The sequence below is a fragment of the Bacillus sp. AR2-1 genome (assembly GCF_008368755.1).
In the GTDB taxonomy this organism is placed as follows: domain Bacteria; phylum Bacillota; class Bacilli; order Bacillales; family Bacillaceae_G; genus Bacillus_A; species Bacillus_A wiedmannii.
Map to the genome: position 1 here is coordinate 73,841 of NZ_QORY01000022.1, position 18,918 is coordinate 92,758.

At 33.5% G+C, this 18,918-nt stretch carries 15 protein-coding genes and 4 pseudogenes; 11 read left to right on the forward strand and 8 right to left on the reverse strand.

Annotated features, from left to right (window positions below; translation table 11 throughout):
- Window positions 1-224: 224 nt before the first annotated feature.
- Window positions 225-374: a six-cysteine ranthipeptide SCIFF gene (gene scfA, locus DT250_RS24385; protein WP_000821352.1), complete on the forward strand. Its 150-nt coding sequence runs from the start codon at window positions 225-227 to the stop codon at window positions 372-374.
- A gap of 76 nt (window positions 375-450) precedes the next feature.
- Window positions 451-1,857 (forward strand): thioether cross-link-forming SCIFF peptide maturase, encoded by a 1,407-nt coding sequence (gene scfB, locus DT250_RS24390; RefSeq protein WP_149213812.1) that lies wholly within the window; start codon window positions 451-453, stop codon window positions 1,855-1,857.
- A 204-nt stretch (window positions 1,858-2,061) separates the two neighbouring features.
- Here the strand turns inward: scfB and DT250_RS24395 are convergent, their stop codons facing one another.
- A complete protein-coding gene (locus DT250_RS24395) occupies window positions 2,062-2,457 on the reverse strand; it encodes a DUF3221 domain-containing protein (protein ID WP_149213813.1) in 396 nt (131 codons plus the stop codon).
- 314 nt (window positions 2,458-2,771) lie between these two features.
- On the opposite strand from DT250_RS24395, the gene DT250_RS24400 reads away from it, so the two are divergent.
- A complete protein-coding gene (locus DT250_RS24400; protein WP_149213814.1) occupies window positions 2,772-3,677 on the forward strand; it encodes an Rpn family recombination-promoting nuclease/putative transposase in 906 nt (301 codons plus the stop codon).
- Window positions 3,678-3,823: 146 nt separating this feature from the next.
- Here the strand turns inward: DT250_RS24400 and DT250_RS24405 are convergent, their stop codons facing one another.
- Both DT250_RS24405 and DT250_RS24410 read right to left on the reverse strand, forming a co-directional pair.
- The gene (locus tag DT250_RS24405) at window positions 3,824-4,795 is read right to left on the reverse strand and encodes an NAD(P)H-dependent flavin oxidoreductase (RefSeq protein WP_149213815.1); all 972 of its coding nucleotides are present in this window, start codon (window positions 4,793-4,795) and stop codon (window positions 3,824-3,826) included.
- Between the two features lie 442 nt (window positions 4,796-5,237).
- Window positions 5,238-5,468, reverse strand: coding sequence for a helix-turn-helix domain-containing protein (locus DT250_RS24410; RefSeq protein WP_088040802.1), 231 nt, complete (start codon window positions 5,466-5,468; stop codon window positions 5,238-5,240).
- 838 nt (window positions 5,469-6,306) lie between these two features.
- Between DT250_RS24410 and DT250_RS24420 the strand changes: the two genes are divergently transcribed.
- From DT250_RS24420 to DT250_RS24435, 4 genes and pseudogenes are all read left to right on the forward strand, one after another.
- Window positions 6,307-7,659, forward strand: a complete 1,353-nt coding sequence (locus tag DT250_RS24420) for an ABC transporter permease (RefSeq protein WP_149213817.1) — start codon at window positions 6,307-6,309, stop codon at window positions 7,657-7,659.
- Window positions 7,660-7,670: 11 nt separating this feature from the next.
- A pseudogene (locus DT250_RS24425) lies at window positions 7,671-7,895 on the forward strand (ATP-binding cassette domain-containing protein); the annotation flags it as partial.
- A 93-nt stretch (window positions 7,896-7,988) separates the two neighbouring features.
- Entirely contained in the window at window positions 7,989-8,879 is an 891-nt protein-coding gene (locus DT250_RS24430; protein WP_149213818.1) for a PIN domain-containing protein, read from the forward strand.
- Window positions 8,880-9,329: 450 nt separating this feature from the next.
- Window positions 9,330-9,554: a helix-turn-helix domain-containing protein gene (locus DT250_RS24435; RefSeq protein ID WP_149213819.1), complete on the forward strand. Its 225-nt coding sequence runs from the start codon at window positions 9,330-9,332 to the stop codon at window positions 9,552-9,554.
- Between the two features lie 38 nt (window positions 9,555-9,592).
- On the opposite strand, the gene DT250_RS24440 is transcribed toward DT250_RS24435, so the two are convergent.
- From DT250_RS24440 to DT250_RS24455, 4 genes and pseudogenes are all read right to left on the reverse strand, one after another.
- Window positions 9,593-10,210 (reverse strand): replication-relaxation family protein, encoded by a 618-nt coding sequence (locus DT250_RS24440; RefSeq protein ID WP_149213820.1) that lies wholly within the window; start codon window positions 10,208-10,210, stop codon window positions 9,593-9,595.
- Window positions 10,149-10,487 (reverse strand): annotated as a pseudogene (locus DT250_RS31795) (FtsK/SpoIIIE domain-containing protein); the annotation flags it as partial. The gene DT250_RS24440 and the pseudogene DT250_RS31795, both read right to left, overlap by 62 nt.
- Before the next feature lie 217 nt (window positions 10,488-10,704).
- Window positions 10,705-10,890 (reverse strand): annotated as a pseudogene (locus DT250_RS24450) (Tn3 family transposase); the annotation flags it as partial.
- Window positions 10,891-11,002: 112 nt separating this feature from the next.
- Window positions 11,003-11,311 (reverse strand): cupin domain-containing protein, encoded by a 309-nt coding sequence (locus DT250_RS24455; protein WP_149213822.1) that lies wholly within the window; start codon window positions 11,309-11,311, stop codon window positions 11,003-11,005.
- A gap of 90 nt (window positions 11,312-11,401) precedes the next feature.
- Here DT250_RS24455 and DT250_RS24460 point away from each other — a divergent pair, with 90 nt between their 5' ends.
- A complete protein-coding gene (locus tag DT250_RS24460; RefSeq protein ID WP_149213823.1) occupies window positions 11,402-12,274 on the forward strand; it encodes a LysR family transcriptional regulator in 873 nt (290 codons plus the stop codon).
- Between the two features lie 474 nt (window positions 12,275-12,748).
- On the opposite strand, the gene DT250_RS24465 is transcribed toward DT250_RS24460, so the two are convergent.
- Complete coding sequence (locus tag DT250_RS24465; RefSeq protein WP_149213824.1) at window positions 12,749-14,185, reverse strand: IS4 family transposase; 1,437 nt, start codon at window positions 14,183-14,185, stop codon at window positions 12,749-12,751.
- Window positions 14,186-14,932: 747 nt separating this feature from the next.
- On the opposite strand from DT250_RS24465, the gene DT250_RS24470 reads away from it, so the two are divergent.
- The 3 genes and pseudogenes from DT250_RS24470 to DT250_RS24480 all read left to right on the forward strand — a co-directional run bounded on the left by DT250_RS24470 (window position 14,933) and on the right by DT250_RS24480 (window position 18,653).
- Window positions 14,933-17,410, forward strand: coding sequence for an insecticidal delta-endotoxin Cry8Ea1 family protein (locus tag DT250_RS24470; protein ID WP_149213825.1), 2,478 nt, complete (start codon window positions 14,933-14,935; stop codon window positions 17,408-17,410).
- 334 nt (window positions 17,411-17,744) lie between these two features.
- A pseudogene (locus DT250_RS24475) lies at window positions 17,745-17,948 on the forward strand (hypothetical protein); the annotation flags it as partial.
- 426 nt (window positions 17,949-18,374) lie between these two features.
- Entirely contained in the window at window positions 18,375-18,653 is a 279-nt protein-coding gene (locus DT250_RS24480; RefSeq protein ID WP_149213826.1) for an AbrB/MazE/SpoVT family DNA-binding domain-containing protein, read from the forward strand.
- Window positions 18,654-18,918 lie beyond the last annotated feature (265 nt).

An 18,918-nucleotide genomic window follows, 5' to 3' on the forward strand; every position in this document is an offset into this window, starting at 1 on the left:
ATTATTTCAAAAGGAGGTTAAAGGTAATGAAAAGAATTATAACACTGAGCACTTGCAAACTGCAAGATACTATTATTGATATTCTCGTGATATTTTAAAGTGTTGTTAGAAGTATGAATAGAATTAATACGCAAAAATTAAAGAACTAAGGCATATAATTGTGAAGTGTTTCACAATTATATGCCTTAGTTCTTCAAAATTATTTCAAAAGGAGGTTAAAGGTAATGAAAAGAATTATAACACTGAGCACTTGCAAACTGCAAGATACTATAAAACATGGTGGATGTGGTGCATGTCAGACATCTTGTCAGTCCGCTTGTAAAACCTCATGTGGAGTTGCAAATCAAAAGTGTGAAAATACAATAAATAGATAGGAAACAAGAAGTATAGTATGCAGTTATATTTTATATAGGTGGCAATCTTTATGAAAAAGGAGTTTGATTATCCAGAATGATTCATCAATATAAATTAAATGGATACAATATCGTATTAGATACTTATAGCGGATCGGTACATGTTGTTGACGATCTTGCTTATGAAATAATTATGCTATATGAGAATACTCCTATGGAAGAAATCCTGTCAATGATGCAGGAAAAGTATAAATATAATTTCCACGTTTCCGAGAAGGAAATTCGAGAAACAATTGCGGATATTGAAGAACTAAAAAGAGATGGGAAGCTTTTTACCGAAGATGATTATAAGGACCTTTCAATTGATTTGATAAATCGTCCCACTTATGTGAAGGCTCTTTGCCTTAATGTCGCGCATACATGTAATCTGTCGTGTGAATACTGCTTTGCTAGCCAAGGAAAATACAATGGAAATAGAGCCATCATGAGTTATGAGGTTGGAAAAAGAGCCATTGATTTTCTATTAGAAAACTCAGGTAATCATCGAAATCTTGATGTTGATTTTTTTGGTGGGGAGCCACTCATGGCGTGGAAGACTGTCAAACAGATTGTCGCCTATGCAAGAAATAAAGAAAAAGAGTACAAAAAAACTTTTCGTTTTACCTTTACTACAAATGGTATACTGCTTAATGATGAAATTACTGACTTCTTGAATCAAGAAATGCACAATGTTGTATTAAGCCTTGATGGAAGAAAAAAAGTTCATGATTATCTTCGTAAAACTGTCAATGGGAAGGGTAGCTATAATCATATCGTTCCAAAGTTTCAGGAGTTTGTTGAGAAGCGTGGAAATAAAGAATACTATGTACGTGGAACCTATACCCATAATAATGTTGATTTTACCAATGATATTTATCACATCGCTGACTTAGGTTTTAATAAAATCTCAATGGAACCTGTTATCTGTAATCCACGAGAACCATATGCGCTCAGTGAAGAAGACCTGCTGGAAATTTACAATCAATATGAAATTCTCTCGAAAGAAATGCTAAACCGTGAGGAAAAAGGCAACGGTTTTACTTTCTATCATTACATGCTTGACCTTTCAGAAGGTCCATGCGTTCAAAAGAGAATTTCTGGTTGCGGTTCAGGGACTGAATACCTGGCTATTACTCCATGGGGGGAGATATTTCCTTGTCATCAGTTTGTTGGAGAAGAAGAATATAGTATGGGGAATATCTGGGATGGCATTACAAAAGCAGAGATACAGTCTCAATTTAGGGAGAGTAATTGCTATTCAAAACCGGAATGTCAGGAATGTTGGGCACAGCTTTACTGTAGTGGCGGTTGTCCGGCTAATACAATACATGCAACGGGTTCCCTTAAGGGAACACATGAGTTCAGCTGTAAAATCTTCCGTAAGAGGATAGAATGTTCTATGATGGTTAAAGTAGCTCAATCCATTAGAGCTATGAAGAAGGAAGAACAAGCCATAGTTCAGTAAATACAAAAGTGCACAAGGCTGTTATAGCATAAATTTATAAAGGTAGTTACAAACAAAAATTCTTTTATCTAATTTAGAATAAATGAGTTTAAAGGCAAGAAATATAAATTTTTAGTCTCAGTAAAACAAAGTATCAACGTTTGAATTGTTTAAAAGAAGATAGCCATTCGTAATGGCTATCTTCTTTTATAAAAAATATATAATTTATTCAATTATTTTTTCGATAACAGGCATAACAGCGATTGGTGGAATAGAGTGAGTCCATCCTACGGAAAATATATTTAGTTTTTCACCTACGCTGTAGTTATCTTTGCTAGTAATAGGAACACGTAAAATTTTATTCTGAGAGGCTAATTCCCACCAATCATTTTGATAAGAGAGTGCCTCCTCCTTTGTGTTAGTGTCAGCTACAACTAAATAATTATCATCTGCTGAAATAACATATCCAGTGAAAGGTATCTGTATTCGTACTTGTTCTTCCTTAATAGGAGTAGGGTTATTTATAGAATCTGCCGAAGTAGGAGTTAATCCAAAAGCTAATCCACATCCTAGTGTCAGAGTGGTTACCACTGTTACTAATTTTTGTTCTTTTGAAAACATAATATAATCCCCCTTATATTTTATCCGTACACCATCACCTTTCTATTTTTATATATAGAAAGCCTTTTAAAGTTCCTGAATTTAACAATTATGTCACAATTAATCCATTGTTTTTTCAACTGGGTATTATTTAAAGATAATATATGTTATAATTCACCAAATTAACTATTAATTGTACCTTTATCTTTTAGTGAATATCTATTTTTGAAAAAAATGATAGCGTTATCTTTTTGTGGAATTTTCCTATTTGCATGATTACCTAATTTTTATGTACAATAAAGGAAAGAGAGTTTCTTAGACAGGAAGAGGAAATCATGACCAAGTCATTAGTAAATTTACGAATTGATTTTGCTTTTAAGCAATTATTTGGGACAAGTGGTAGTGAGGATATTCTTATCACATTTTTAAATGCCATGCTAAAGGATTCATTAGAATCACCTATTATGTCACTACAATTAGAGGATCCACATTTACATCGAGAACACGAGGATGATAAATTATCAATTTTAGATGTCTCAGCCACATTAGACACAGGTACTAAAGTAAACGTAGAAATTCAGCTGAATAATAATCACGACATGATTAAACGAAGTTTGTATTACTGGGGTAAATTATATACTTCACAGTTACAAAAAGGGATGCCTTACAGCTCTCTTCGTAAAACAATTACTATTAATTTGTTAAACTTCGTACTTTTTCCCGAATATGAGGAATTTCATACAACGGGAAAGCTATGGAATGTACAACAGCAAAAGCAGTTTAGTGATGATATAGAGATTCATGTTATAGAGCTTCCTAAATTAATGGAACAATGGCGGGAAGAGAAGGTTAATCCGTGGGAAGATTCATTTGTTCGTTGGCTGTTATTACTTCCGGCAAATGAAGATGAACACTTAACTCAAACATTGGAGGACATTGCGATGAATCAAGATCCGATTTTACAAAAAGCAATGAATAAGTGGGAGCGAATGAGTCAAGATTCGACATTCCGACAAGCCTATGAAGCGAGGGAAAAAACCCTAATGGATGAAGCTGCAAAGTTTGCTCACGCAGAGGAGCAAGGAATCAAAAAAGGTATTGAAAAGGGTATTGAAGAAGGAAAAAAAGCCGAACGTATACAATTGGTATGTGGTATGTATAAAAACGGAATGTCTGTAGAGGATATTGCGAAATTTACGAAGTTACCTATAGAAGAAATAAGAGAAATTATCCAATTATAAATAAAAAGAACACTTACAGTATTTGTAGGTGTTCTTTTTTAATGACTAATAATGCCCGGAGTGTAATTATTAGTTTGATGTATCGTCAGGAAAATAAGAATTTACAACATTAAATATTTTTTAAAGAATTATACATGGATTCTACCTTAAATACATGCTTTATATTCCATCATAATATTGTTAATAATTGTTTTGACGGGCAAAATTTCTTTGATTTCATTTACTCGTGCGCCTGCGAAAACAAGGCCGTTCTCACAATCACCATTCATAGAGGTTATCAAAGAATCTAGCGTGCAGAAACGATAAGAACAGTTTTTTAAGCAGTTTATACACTTTTGTATTTTTATCTTTTTATTATCAGCTATTAATTTAGTGAAGTTATTCTTAACCGCACGACCTTGGAGACCGACAGTTGTTTTGACTAATATAGTATCTTCTAATCGAGCTTTTATATATTTTTCTTTAAAGGATAGTGGTGCGTCACACTCATTACTTGCGACGAATCTTGTACCCATCTGTACACCAGATGCACCCATTTTTAAGGCATGAGCAATATCTTTTCCAGTCATAATCCCTCCAGCAGCAATTACGGGAATTTTGACCGCTGCAACTACTTCCGGTAATATATCGAATAAAGGTCGCTCGGTACCCAGATGTCCTCCTGCTTCATGCCCCTCTACTACAACAGCGGCCGCACCCAATCGTTCAGATAATTTAGCGAGTTTGGCTGAGGAAACTATTGAAATAACTGGTATGCCGGCATTTTTTCCCCAAGTATACATATCTCGTGAAATGCCAGCACCAGATATGATGAAATCAACTTTTTCCTCAATGGCTGCTTTCATTTTTTCAGCAAAATCATTCATTGCAAAGAGGACATTTACTCCAATATAACCAGTATTCCGGATCTTTTCTTTCGCCTTCCTAATATGCATTCTCATTTCATCTATGGAAATACCAGTCCCTGATATAATCCCAATTCCTCCAGCATTTGCAACTGCAGATGCAAGTTTACTTAATGAAATGCCTACGCCCATTCCTCCCTGCATAATTGGGACCTTTGGTATCATATGCCCGATTTTTAATTGTGGAAAGTTCAAGTAAATACCCCATTTCATTAATGTTATTAGAGTAGATCTGTTAAACCCCCTCAGTTTAACACAGTGTTTGGAACAAACACAGGAAATTAATACCTACTACTAGTAGTTTGTGATGTTTTTTTCTGATTTTCACAAAATGTTCGAATAGTGCGCTATAAAATTTAGAATAATATCAAATATATATTTAGGCTTTTGGATAAAAAAACAACTAAATTTGGATTTTCTAATAAAAAATGTCTTTAAAGAATAGATTTGTCAAAAATGAAGTGGGATGAATCATTAATTATTTTGAGTGGGGATATGAACAGAGCTTAATAGAAATTTATATCCTTTTTAATAAATGCAATTTACGAATTATAAGTGTTAAATAATCAATAGTTATAAGGGGAAAAATCTATGCTTTTAGTAATCTACACGATTGGATTAAAGACAATAGGATGCATAGCACCTTCTAGAGGTTTTAAATATCAATATTCCAAAAATCTTGATAATCAATATGCCTATCAGATTTTTGTAGTATTCTAATGATCTTAGTTGCAGATGTTAAAGTGGGAATACGATCCTTTTTATTTGCTAAATCACTTATCAGAGATTTACTTAATCCAGTTTTTTGTACTAGCCATTGTTGTTTAATTCCTCTGTGATCTAAATACACACCAAATGGAGTTCTTTTTTTTCCTAGGCCAAACATAAAGAATCCCTCCTAATTAAGAATAGCGTATAAATAGCTTGTACAATATTCCATAAATTTAAACTTTTGTCCATAAATATGGAATTATATTCTAGAAAAAAGCATAGAATAATATAAGTAAAATGAAAAAATATGGAATAATTTTGAGGAATCTAGCATTCATAGTAATAGCTACAAGTTGCTGATACACTATTCTAATGGCAACTTGTTGCAAAGGGTATTACTAAAATAAAAAAATCTGAAACTCCTTACGTCAGAAGGATCTTCAGATTTTTTTTTTAGATCTTTAATTTATAGATACGTATTTTATAGATTATGATGCACAATATGGCGAATGAGTAGAATGGACCATCCATTTATATAGTTTGTTCGACCTTGGCACTAAGCATATAGGGGTCACCATACTAAAAAAAGAAAATTGTACGTTTAGACCCATTTGTGAGGCATACAATTTTTGCTACATTGTCGTGCTGGAATTCAACGAATATATATCGGATTTTAAAAAAGTAATCAAAGATTGCTCAAGGCCGGCAAATATTTATGAGAATTCCCCTTGTAATGGTGGTAAGAAATACTAATTTTGTTGTACGAACAAAGAAATTGCGTTGGATATATAAAAACGAGATACTCCCATTTTTTCGATTGGGGGTATCTCGTTTTTCCTGGATTGATGGCGATGTTGTCATGCCCCTATTTGTATGTCCAAATTTAAGAGATTACTTGCAATTATCCTGAAGTTTTTGCACCAGAATCTCATATAAACTCTACATATCTCTAGAAAATCTACATATAAACTTCAGATTGATACTTTACTATGGCATCAGGGAGGTTAGGGAATATGAATTTTATTAAACGATCATTTTTAAGCTTACAATCAAGAAAGGGAAAGTCACTTATATTACTTACTATTTTTCTAGTTGTTATTAATTTGGTATTCGCTGGTTTTACGATTCAAAGTGCATCCAGTAAAGCAACCGATTTAGCCAGAAAACAATTAGGAGCTGATATCAACTTAAAAATTGATATAAATAAGTATTTGGAAGAACAAAACATTAATCAAAATGCTAATGAAGCAAGAAAGGTACCTGATATTGAAGAAAAAGAAGCTAATAAATTAAAGACCTCTAAGTATTTAGATCACTATAATTATCTAAAAAGTACTATTGCTGAGCTGAAAGAGCTTCATAATGTCGAACCATCTGAAGGAGCTCAATCATTTGGTCTAAATAATAATTTAAATTTCACTTTACAGGGTGTTAGAGACTTTTCTTCATTAGAAGCTGCTCAAGACAAAAAATTAAAACTTGTTGAAGGAGAGGGAATTACGCCAAAAACAGTAGGAAAAAACGTTGCTATGATTGAAAAAAAACTAGCTGAAAAAAATAATTTAAAAGTGGGTGATAAACTACAGATAGGTGAAGTAATGGATGAGGAACTTACCACGAAAGAGCTAGAAATTATAGGTATATATGAGTCTAAAGAAGAGGCTCCATCTTTTGGAGGACAATCTTTTGCTTTATTAGAGCCTGCTAATCAAATATATGTACCGTATTCTGTTATGAATTCAATGGAAAATGCAATCTATTCATTAAAGGACCCTAAGGATATTGATGCATTTAAAGAGGAAGCAAAAAAATTTGGATTACCAGCGTACTATGAATTAGATGCACAAGATAACGTTTATAAACAAATGATTGGTCCAATCGAAAATATTGCATCTTTTTCGAAAACAATTGTAATTATGGTGTCTATTGCAGGTGCAACGATTTTAGGATTAATAATTATGCTCTCTATTAAGGAACGTAGAAAAGAAATGGGAATTTTGTTATCTATAGGCGAGAAAAAGTGGAAGTTAATGGGTCAATTACTAGTTGAGGTATTATGTATTGCTGTATTAGCTTTTGGTTTATCTTTAGCAACAGGAGAGAAAATTTCTCAAAAAGTTGGTGATAATCTGCTATCTAGTGAAATAGCAAAGAATGAAGATAAACCGGAAGATCCTATAGCTAAATTCAGAGGTAACCCTGCTGCAGACGTTGATCCGGTTGATAATATCGATGTAAGTATTTCAACTGAAGATTTAGAAAAAGTAGGGGGAATTGGATTAGGAATCGCTATGCTAGCAACGATTCTTCCGGCATTATCAATTCTTCGTTTAAATCCAAAACAGATTTTATTAAAAGACGAATAAGGAGAATTTATATGGAGACAATTTTACAGTTTAAAAATATCAATTATCATTATGAAAGTAATAATAAGAGAACTACAATCTTACAAAATGTAAATTTTTCTTTTCAAACTGGAAGTTTTTATACTATCTTAGGGCCATCCGGTTCAGGCAAAACAACAACTCTTAGTTTAGCCAGTGGATTAGACGTTCCAAAAAGTGGATATGTCTTATATAAAGGAACGGATATACGTAAAATTATATAAAGTGTTAATAATTACTAAAATTTCACTAAATTAATAGTTAACTGTACAATAAAACTATATATATACTACACAAAGGGGTTAGGTAAAATGAACAAAAAGAAAGTTATGGATATCTACGATATATTAGTGGATATTACACTAGATAATGCAAATTATAGGGCATTTCAACCTAATGACTTTTCGAAAAGGAACAAAAAAAGAATGGAGCCTATAGAGAGTGAGCATTCATTACTTAGTGGTCATGTAATACTTAGGGACAAAAACATATATATATTCTTAGATACTTGTGTTTGGATTAATAATGCCGATAAAGGTAGTTTTGATCTTTTCGCTAAATTAGCTGATCTTAATCTGCAAAAAGATGCTATTTTATTAATTCCAGAACAGTTAAGAAAAGAATGGGATAAAAATAAAAAAGAAAAACTCATAATTAATAAAAGAAAAGAATTTAACGACATGTTTAAAAAGACAAAAAGATTCAGAGATATTATGATTACAGACAATGAGAAGAAAATGCAACTAGATACATTAATTACAGAAGCTGAGTCGGTTATAACGGAGCAAATTGAATACGTAAACGAGGGAACTATTTCACTAATTGATCAAATTTTAGATTTGGGCGAACCAATACATACCAATGATGAAATAAAATTAGCAGCCACTGATATGGCTTTACAAAACATGGCTCCATTTCATAAAAACAAAAACAGTATGGGGGATGCCCTCTTATTTCAAAGTTTAATTGATAAATTAAAAGAAGAAAAAGATGCAATTTTATATTTTGTGACAGATAATAAAGCAGACTTTAGCGAAGATAAAGATAGAGCACCTTTTAAAATGCACCCTGACTTACTTAACATGGCTCAAAAACATGGTATAGAAATCAGGTATTCTTTAGAACTACCAAAGACAATGGATGAAATAATTGAAGTTGTAACTGATAAAGAATATTTGAATGAATGTAAAAAAAAAATATGAAGATGAATGTGAAAAATATCATCAAAATCGTCATGCTGATTCTAAAAATGTATGTGATAACTGTCGTGAAACCTTATAAGAAATAACGAACGACAATCAATACTAAATTTCGATAATCAAAATTTTTCTACTTAATTTTTATAGCCATTCAATTAAACTATAAAAAAGCTCTCGCCTCTTTTATATGAAGGGGTTTGAGCTTCTTTTTTTTTTAGGAATACCCTTTGCAACAAGATGCAATTATATTTCAGCCTATTCGCATCTTGTAGCTATTATTATGTATGCTATATTCCACAAAATAATTACAAAAAACCTTTTATTCTCCTTATCTATTTTTATTCTATGCACCATAGGGAAGACGTATGCATCATTCAAGGTGTATGTGTATAAATTTAATTGAAAGTGCCCAAAATAAAAGTTAAATAGGATATGAGAAAGGAAGGCACTTTCATGAAAGGCAATAAAAAAAAACGTACGAAATTAGGAAAATGGTTAGACCGTAATGGCATAGAGCAACAAGAGTTAGAACAAGAAACTGGTGTTAGTCGGAATACTATTTCAAGGTTATGTAATAACAAATCACATATACCAAGCTTCCCTGTCATCCAAAAGATCTTCCGGGCTATTAAAAAGGTGGATAGAAGCGCTAAAATAACAGATTTTTGGGATATGTAAAAAGCACAAGGAGAAATAGATCCCTTGTGCTTTTTATTTCATAATACCTCTTTTAACAAGAATGTTCGAACATATACATTGTATTTCATTCCATAGCTTTCTAATTTCTTCTCACGATAATTAGATATTGTGAAAAATAGAATGTTAGATATGATATCTCTTTGTTTTTTATAAATCTGTGCAATTAAATTATAATATTGTATTTTTTCCTCATTCGTCTTCATGTGTTGCATCCTATCAATTTCAACAAAATGTGGGACTTGATCTACTAAATAATAAGCATCTGGTACAATTATTTTTTCTTCATTTTGGTATCTGAATTTTATTACTTGTTCTGTTTTCCAATCGGGAAATCCAAGCCACATCCAAGCCTCATTCCTTAAAAGTATATGTTCAAGTTGATGTTTCTTTTTTCGTTCATTCGGTTCTAATCCTAGTAAGGCACAACCTTTTTTGTTGAGATAATAAACATACTCCCGGTTATGCGAGGTAACATGGCAATATTGTCGGAGATCCTTCAAAATCCGATTTGCATTTCGAATACTCCCCAGAGCATGAATTGCTTGCAATTGCCTCCTAGAAGCAAATTCAAGCTTATTTAAACTCGATAAAATCTCGATTTGTCTGGCTTTCTGTTTGAGTTTCTGGTGCCTCATGTTGTTTAACCACCTCATATTCGCTTAAAAGCTCTCTCATCAATTCATCAGATAAATAAGGCACTTGTAATTTATATATCCGGTCTGTTTTGAATAACGCTCTTCCAGGTAAGGTAGGCAAACTCTCCAATCCAGGCTCATCTAACACAACTTGTGATGCTACTGTTGTAGGTAAGCGAAAACCTAGCTTTGCATCACTCATTTGTTTCACAACAGAAGGTACAGAAGTTACAGTTGGATATTGGGTTGCCAATATTAATCGTACACCTATTTCCCCTGTACACGGCTTCTCCCACCATAGAACGATAAAATTATCGAAGAGAATTATGAGCTTTACTTGACGAAACAAATGATAGGAAATTCATGATGATTTGCACATATTCATTATTGAAATTAGTAATAATAAAATGTATTATTGAAAAGCACAATTTATAATTCAAGTAATCAAGACTATGCGCCTATAATAATTTGAACATTCAGAAATTGCAATATCGTCAAAAAATGAGGTTAGATTCATAGAAACAGTACATATTAAATGGTCTTAAATTATTAAAATTTGTTTTTTCATTTAAGTCCCAAACATAATCACCTGTCAACGTAATATGCTCCCAGCCAAGTGGAGGTATATGTTGTAAATATTCTTCTGGAATGTCCACACCTTTTGCACGTAATGCATCTACTAATTAACGGTTTCCTCTTAGAATGAAGGTTATCCATTCTATGTGGCAATGTTTGCATGAAAACAATAAAAATTAATAATTTCCTACACAAAAAAACAGAAACAGAAAAACACTATCCAGCATTACGTTCCATTACAAAAACCAAACAACCCTTTTCAGACCATGGTTCATGTTCTGTATTAGATCCATAACAGAGATAAGAACCTGCTCCATACTCAACATCATTGCTGATAAGGGCTCCATCTAATACGAATAATTCCTCGGTATCCTTATGCGTATGTTGAGGGAATTTTGCCCCCGGTGCAAATCGCACGACATAACGCAGTTCACCATTCTCATCTCGTAATGGAATTTGTTCTATACCATCCATAACAAATTTCCACTCACTGTTTGTGATATCAACGGAAAATAAATCTTTCATGTTATCATCTCCTTCTATACAAATAGTAATTTACGATGATATATTGGTCAATATGAACAAAAATGAACTATTCTTCAGGAGGAATGAATCATGGAAATTCGTTTGTTACAGACATTTCAAGCTGTTGTCCAATGTGGTAGTCAGATAAAAGCAGCAAATCTGCTGCAATATGCACAATCTACCATCACCCTACACATCAATCAATTAGAAGAAAAACTCGGCATCGAACTGTTTGAGCGTAAAGGAAAACAAATGGTGCTAACCGAAGCCGGAAGACTTGTGAAAGAACAGGCAGATATTTTATTAAATCAAGTGGATGTAATCACCGAAACCGCAAAAGAATTTTCAATCGGTCAGAAAGGACTTATTCGGATTGGAGCCATTGATTCCATTGGCAAAACAAATTTGATTTCCGTACTAACAAAATTTATGAAAGAACATCCACAAATTTGTCTTTCCATTGAAAGTGGCGTAACCGAACAATTTAGTCAACAGATTATCGCTAACAAACTTGATATTGCCTTATGTCCCCCTCCATCACCAGAATTAAATCTTGAGTTTTATCCGCTATATGAAGAAAAGCTTTGTTTGATACTACCAATCGACCATCCATTATCTACACAAGAAAAAATTCACATGTGTGATTTGGGAGATGAAAATTTTATTTTAACTGGACAATTGTGTGATTATCGGCGAAAAATAGAGCATGTTTTTCTTCATCATGGCTTTCATCTACACTCTAATTACGATGCAGCAAACATGGAGATGGTTTTAAATCTTGTAATACAAGGGTTTGGTATTGCTATGCTACCTAGCAATTTCGTTGCCAATCCACATCAATACGCTATTCGTGACATCGATGATATTTCATTCGCTTTACCTATTGGATTAATCCGCAAAAAAAATATAGCCCTCAGCCCTGCTACAGAAAAATTGGTAGCTAACATATTTTTATCCTACTAAACAAGCACAAAAAAACTGCTAATGTTTGTCAAGTAGGGGTTTGTGTAGTAACGGAACAGAAACGGCAAAAGGAATCCAAACCCCTTAAATTTTTACCAATATAAGTCTAATTCATCACAATAAGGGGTATCGCCACTTGGATGGAAGCATATTACGTTGAAAGATGATTATGTGTGGAATTTAAACCTAAAAACAAATATTAATAATTTGCGACCATTACGGAAAAAATTATATAAAAAAGTAGTAAAGTAAGTAATAACCGGTTCCTTAACGTACAAGGTACCGGTTAATTTGCCTCCAAATTGTGTCTAGACGTACAATTTTCTTTTTTTGATATGGTGCCCCCATGCCCATCAATTTAAGAGTGTAACCAAACTGAACTTTTGTTCAGCCGGGTTAAAACATTCTTAAAATAGCAGTATATCCTTAAAAATGCGCATACCAAATAAACCCTAACGGGTTTCACTTTTTTAATTATGCAATTTTCTTTTGTTTTCTCAATCCATTATACTCATAGACAACACCCATAATATCAAAGACAGTCTTTTTCTCATATCTGTGAGATTTTCGTCCATTCTTCTGTAGAAGATGGAACAGGCGGATTAAAATCTTTGTTATTTCGCGGGTGTTTTGCTGTATAGCTTGATAAAGAATGTATAGATGGTCTTGAATCATTCCAATGGCTTTATATTCGCTTAATTCTCTTTTCTTCTTTTGTAAAATTAATTGTCGCATCTTAAACATAGTAGAAGAACATAGAAAAATAGCGATGAGTTTTCCATAAATGTGGCATTCTAATCGCTCTCGTTTGATATTGTGCCAATCATGAATTTGAAATAAGGATTTCCAAGTTTTAAAGATAATTTCAATCTGCCAGCGGAGGGAATAAAAATCATGTATTTGTTCCATCGGAACCCATTCCAAAGGTATATTGGTAACATAAATGTTCATACCAGTTAATCGTTTGCTTTTCTCTGAGTACGTAATACCCTTTTTACTTTCGGTATACACTTGTTTTTTCTTACGTTCTCGAAGTTGTTTTTCAGTTAATCGATATATAATAACGCGTGTAAATAGTTTTTTATCCTTTCCAATATAAGCATCTGTTATTTCATAGACCTGTCCTGGTTTTAAGGTATTCATAATGTGTTCTAAATCAACTTTGATGTACTGAGACTGTTTTTTTACTGTCCCATTTCGAAAGTATTCAGGAAACTCATTTTTGATATACACCATATTATTTAATTTCAGCCGCGATATATAATATACCCCATGTTGGTCCATTTGATCTAAATCGTCCAGTGAATAATAACCCAAATCTCGAATACAGAGGTCGCCAGGCCGTAATGTCGCTAAACATTCTGTTCCAAATGTTTTATCATTATTCTTCCCTGGTTCAACTTGAAAATTTAAAAACTGCCCACTATGTAAATCATATTCCAATTGAATCTTTATACCTGCTGTTTGTGCACAACCACCCGAACCGGGATACACACTAGCTAAGTGTTTTGGTACTTGAAAAATCGTTGCAGCTAAAATGCGAATTCGTTGAAAATGGGTTAGTGAAGAACTAGGAATCACTGAAGTTTCATAAACTTTATTTTTTAATAATGCAGAGAAAACATGTTTTAAAAAACAAACAGCTTTTTTATTGAACCGTTTATTTAGTCCTTCTGGACTAATAAGAGTCCCTGTAGCTGCATGTAGCTGACTACACAGTCTAACTAAAGAATCACTCGCTATCCGTTGACTCATCCAAACACAGATAGTGGCTAAGTCATGTCCTGAAAATTTACGCTTTCGTTGAACAAAATCTAGCTCTCTAGCAAGCTCTTCTAAAAATGAAGGAGTAAAATATTGATATAATTCCTCAGCAAATAATTGGAGTTCATCTTGAATCGAAAGATTCATAAAAAATGCCATCCTTTCTGCATATTTCTACAAAAAGAATAGCGATTTTTTCGCTATATGGATACAAATTTATCTTAACTTGATGGTGATGTGGTGCTACCACAATAATGATCACTATGAAACTTAGAGGTAATTGGATATATTTGTAGAATGTTTACAGAAAAAGTCATTCCTAAACATTTGACAGGCGCAATTAGATGTGACTTTTTTTACTCGTATTTCTCGTCTGTCATAAAAGCAAGAGATTTGCCATATATTACTCCCCAATATTCCCTTTAAATGACGAGATAAAAATTACAATCAATATTAGAAAGGAGGATTTATATTTTTTACTATTAGGGTGTTTTTGCCTATCCCCCGAAAAGTGGGATTAAGACAAAATACCCCAAATTAGATTTAAATTAAACTTTAAAATATACATTTCAAATCTTCTACAATTGTATCGACATATTTCAAATATAGATAAGTTGTATTTTTGAAAAGAAAAATTCTATATTTTTAGCTATCCCACAAGGTACAATTTTTTACATTACATTTAAATTTCTTATGAATTAATCTTATTCCCCTTTCTCAGGGGATGGGCAAAGATACCCTATACAAGCGATCACACATGTTACGATAAAAAAGAAATATACAAGGAGGTTTATACATGAATCAAAATTCCAATAACAATGAAAATGAAATCATGGATACTGGTTCTAAGCCAAAGTCCCCCTTGCGCAGGAACCAGGTTCTGAATTCCAAGGGATGAATTATAAAGATAGAGAACAGAGTCTCTCTGTTCGTCAACAGAAAGCAGTTACAAACGCTGCACTCCAAACTACATCAGAAGTTACCCAAACCCTTATAAATGCCGGGAATCCCACCAACACTTTTGGATTATCACCATGGAAAATAGCAGGTGGGATTCTTTCAGCTATCTCTAAAATACTATGGAGGACTATTTCAAATCAAAAACAATGGGAAGAGATGATCGATGCAGTAGAAATTCTTATTAAAAAAGAGCTAAATGAACAAATGTATGATGAAGCAATAACTCAATTAGAGGGATTACAAGCTGTGGTGGATAGATATATAAAAGCGCTAGATGATTTACACGCAAACCCTACGAATCAGGCTTTGCAAAAAGAAGTACTTATGAGGTGGAACGCCGCTGATACCGCTTTTATAGCTGCCATGCCACAATTTAGTCCTGGCACTACAGGAGGGGACTCTCAAATTCTATTACTCGCTGTTTATGCGCAAGCAGCGAACCTTCACTTGCTGTTATTGCGAGATGCTGTGCAGTTTGGAGAACAATGGGGGATGGACCCTGCTACAATTGAAACCAATCATGATGAACTCCTAGATAGGCTGAATGATTATACCGATTATTGCGTGAATACGTACAATAAAGGGCTGGAGAAGGCTAAAACATTAAACGCCACTCCCTGTGACTATCCATGGATTCATTATAATCAGGGGTGGCGAGAAGAAGAAAAACCAAATTGTAGCCCACAACAAATAAATGATTATGATCCACAATTGAATGAATGTCATGAGCAAGGAAATCCATATATGGGAGCTGTTCGTTGGTCGAAAGGTGAATACCAGAATTTAGAGAATTGGAATTTATATAATGCGTGTCGAAGAGACATGACAATTATGATCTTGGATGTTGTTTCTTTATGGCCAACATATGATCCAGGCTTGTATCCGACTTCATTCGGGATAAAATCAGAACTAACACGAGAACTATATACAGATATACGTGGGACAACATACCGAAGTGATGATTCCCAAAATACAAGAGATTCTATAGAAGAGCGTATGATTCCAACACCTCACTTATTTACATGGCTAAATAAACTTAGTTTTCAATTGAGGCAAATTAATGGAAATGGAAGTAGTAGTGATTGGACTTCTGGCGAAATTGCGACTGGCTTGCAATCCACTGTACAAAAAACGCTTGCGACACCTGAAGTTTTGCCACTAGCTGGTACGACTGGAACGCATACTACAACCTTAAATCCCTTGGATTATGCTGAAGGGATTACTCATATAAATACACAGCAGTGGTTTGAACCAAGATGGTTCGAGTTTTATAGTGGTGGTTATAATACAGAGTTGATATTTCGGAATAAATTCGGAACGATAGAGGAAAAAAATCCTTTTTGGGCTGCGGGACCGCTAAATTATATTTATAGGCCAGGAGGAAGAACGAGTCAGATTCCAGAACATCGATTATCATGGATAAAGTATGAGCCTGTAAGAGAAAATGCCCCTTTTGTTTATCCGCAATATAAACAGTTAGGCGCTGTTGCCCTAGGATGGACACACAATAGTGTAGATCCAAACAATAGTATAGCTTCGGATAAAATCACTCAAATTCCAGCGGTCAAGGCTAATGGAATTAGAGATAATGCCTCAGTTGTAAAAGGTCCTGGAAGTACAGGCGGGGATTTAGTCCAAATGTCTGGTTTTTCTGTTTGGACGCTCCCTCTAACTACAAGACTTTTAGGAAAAAATTATCGTGTTCGAATTCGTTATGCAAGTAGTGGAGATTGTCAATTAATCATGAGAAAATGGAACACCACTGGCGGTGCGACACAAACGGCAAGGCATACTGTAACGGCTACCCATTCAGGGGGATTAAACTATAAAGCCTTTAAGTATTTGGATATTTTCACCATCACTACTACAGATAATAGATTTGATTTGACAATGGATCTCGAAAGTGGTGGCAATCTTTCCATCTACAAAATCGAGTTCTTTCCGTTAACACCAGAACCAGAGCCACCAAAACCAGAGCTACCAGTACCAGAAGGTCCCTATCAAATCGTTACGGCTTTAAATAATAGTAGTGTTGTAGACCTAGCACAGAAATCACAGGGAGTCGTTGGAAACATTGTTCAAATATACGGAAATGGTTACGGGACTAATCAAAAGTGGAATCTCGTATATAATGCAAGTAAAGATGCATATCAAATTAAAAATCGATCAAATGAAAATATCGTGTTAACTTGGATTTCGAGAGATTCTTCTGCAGAGGGTGTACCAAACAATTCATATTACAGCCAGTATTGGGTAATTAAAGATGCAGGAAATGGGTATTTTTATCTGGAAAATTACGAAAATTCTAATTTAGTATTAGATGTACCTAATACTACAAATGGAACGAAGGTTTTAGTAAAACCTTTTAACGGTAGCACGAATCAAAAGTTCAAATTCAGTCCAGCAACTTAAATGATGCAGTCATTCTTGATTAAAATATGTACCTAACATGCATCTGTAAACAAGGCTCATCAAAAGGAAGGATAGGCGCAACTGGTAGCGTGTATATCTGATCCCATCCATACAAGGGTATCTTTGCCCATCCCCTCGAAATGGGGGAATAACAAGTGAGATATTAAAAAAATTCTTATAAATAAAGGGTTTTAACTTCTTTTATAAATAAACATGTTAAAACATATACGTATCAAAAATTGAACTATCTAAAAAAAAGAGTCTAAATCCAGACTCTTTTTTTGTACTTGGGGGTACTAAAATCTCTTAAGTTGATGGGCATGTATGGTGCCCCCTATTAGAGAAAAATGGATTAAATTATAAAATTCATAAATACTATTTATATTCGAATTATGAAGGGGCTGTTCAGTATTATTATATAAGAACAACTGACAATACAATTATTGATTTGTGTATCTCTGATTTTCCAGAAATCTTCGCTATCCATAAAGGGTTTAGTGATAAAGAAATTAAAAAAATTTACAAATGGAACTTATAAGTCTAAATAAATAACAAAGTAATGGAGGAATGAAGAATGAAGATTGCTGTATCTGAGTGGAAAGCGTTGAAAAAAGAGACAAAGTTAAAGCTATTGCGTTATGCGATGTTAGAAAGCAAGTATAAGTATGCAAAATAAAAGCTCTTCATTTGCAAGAAGCAAACAAAGAGCAAAGTCATGAGTGACCATCTGGGAAAGAAATTGGTACATTTCTTTCCCTCTTATTTTAACATATAAAAAGTTGTAGAGAAAAGGGGTATGTAGAATGGAAGAAGGTCGTATTTCCTTTCAGCAAAAGGTTAAAGAATTACTTGTTATGATCGTTGGCTTTTGGATTTTTATGTTACTCATGTATGGCGAAATCCTGTTACAATAGTCAAGAATAACTTGCGTACAAATTAATAATGAAATGGGGAAAGAGAATAGATGAAAGCAACTGGAGTGACTAGAAAAGTAGATGAATTAGGACGTGTAGTACTTCCAAAGGAACTTAGAAATACGCTTGGTATTAAAGAAAAATCGCCATTAGAGATTTTTGTAGAAGGTGAAGATATTATTTTACAGAAGTATCAGCCTGGTGGTGTTTGTGCATTAACAGGAGAAGTGTCAAATCGTAACATGGCATTAGCAAATGGTAAGATCACATTAAGTCCAGAAGGTGCAGAACTATTAATAAAAGAAATTAAACAGTATCTTGTAAAATAAGTGCTCCTTTCAAGGGGCTTTTTTTATAAGAGAAAATTTAAAATTTCACGTACCGTATTGTTTAATAAAAAACAAAATACGTATTCAATAGTCTACATCTAATTCCATGCTTAATTAATTCGCTTAATGGATACTATATCGTTTGTTTTGGATAGATTTCTTGCGAAATATGTACCTAGCGCAGTATTTCGATTTAAATGTGATACGATAGTGATATATTCGTTTTGCTAGTAAAAGGGGATGGGTGTCGATGAAAAACCACATA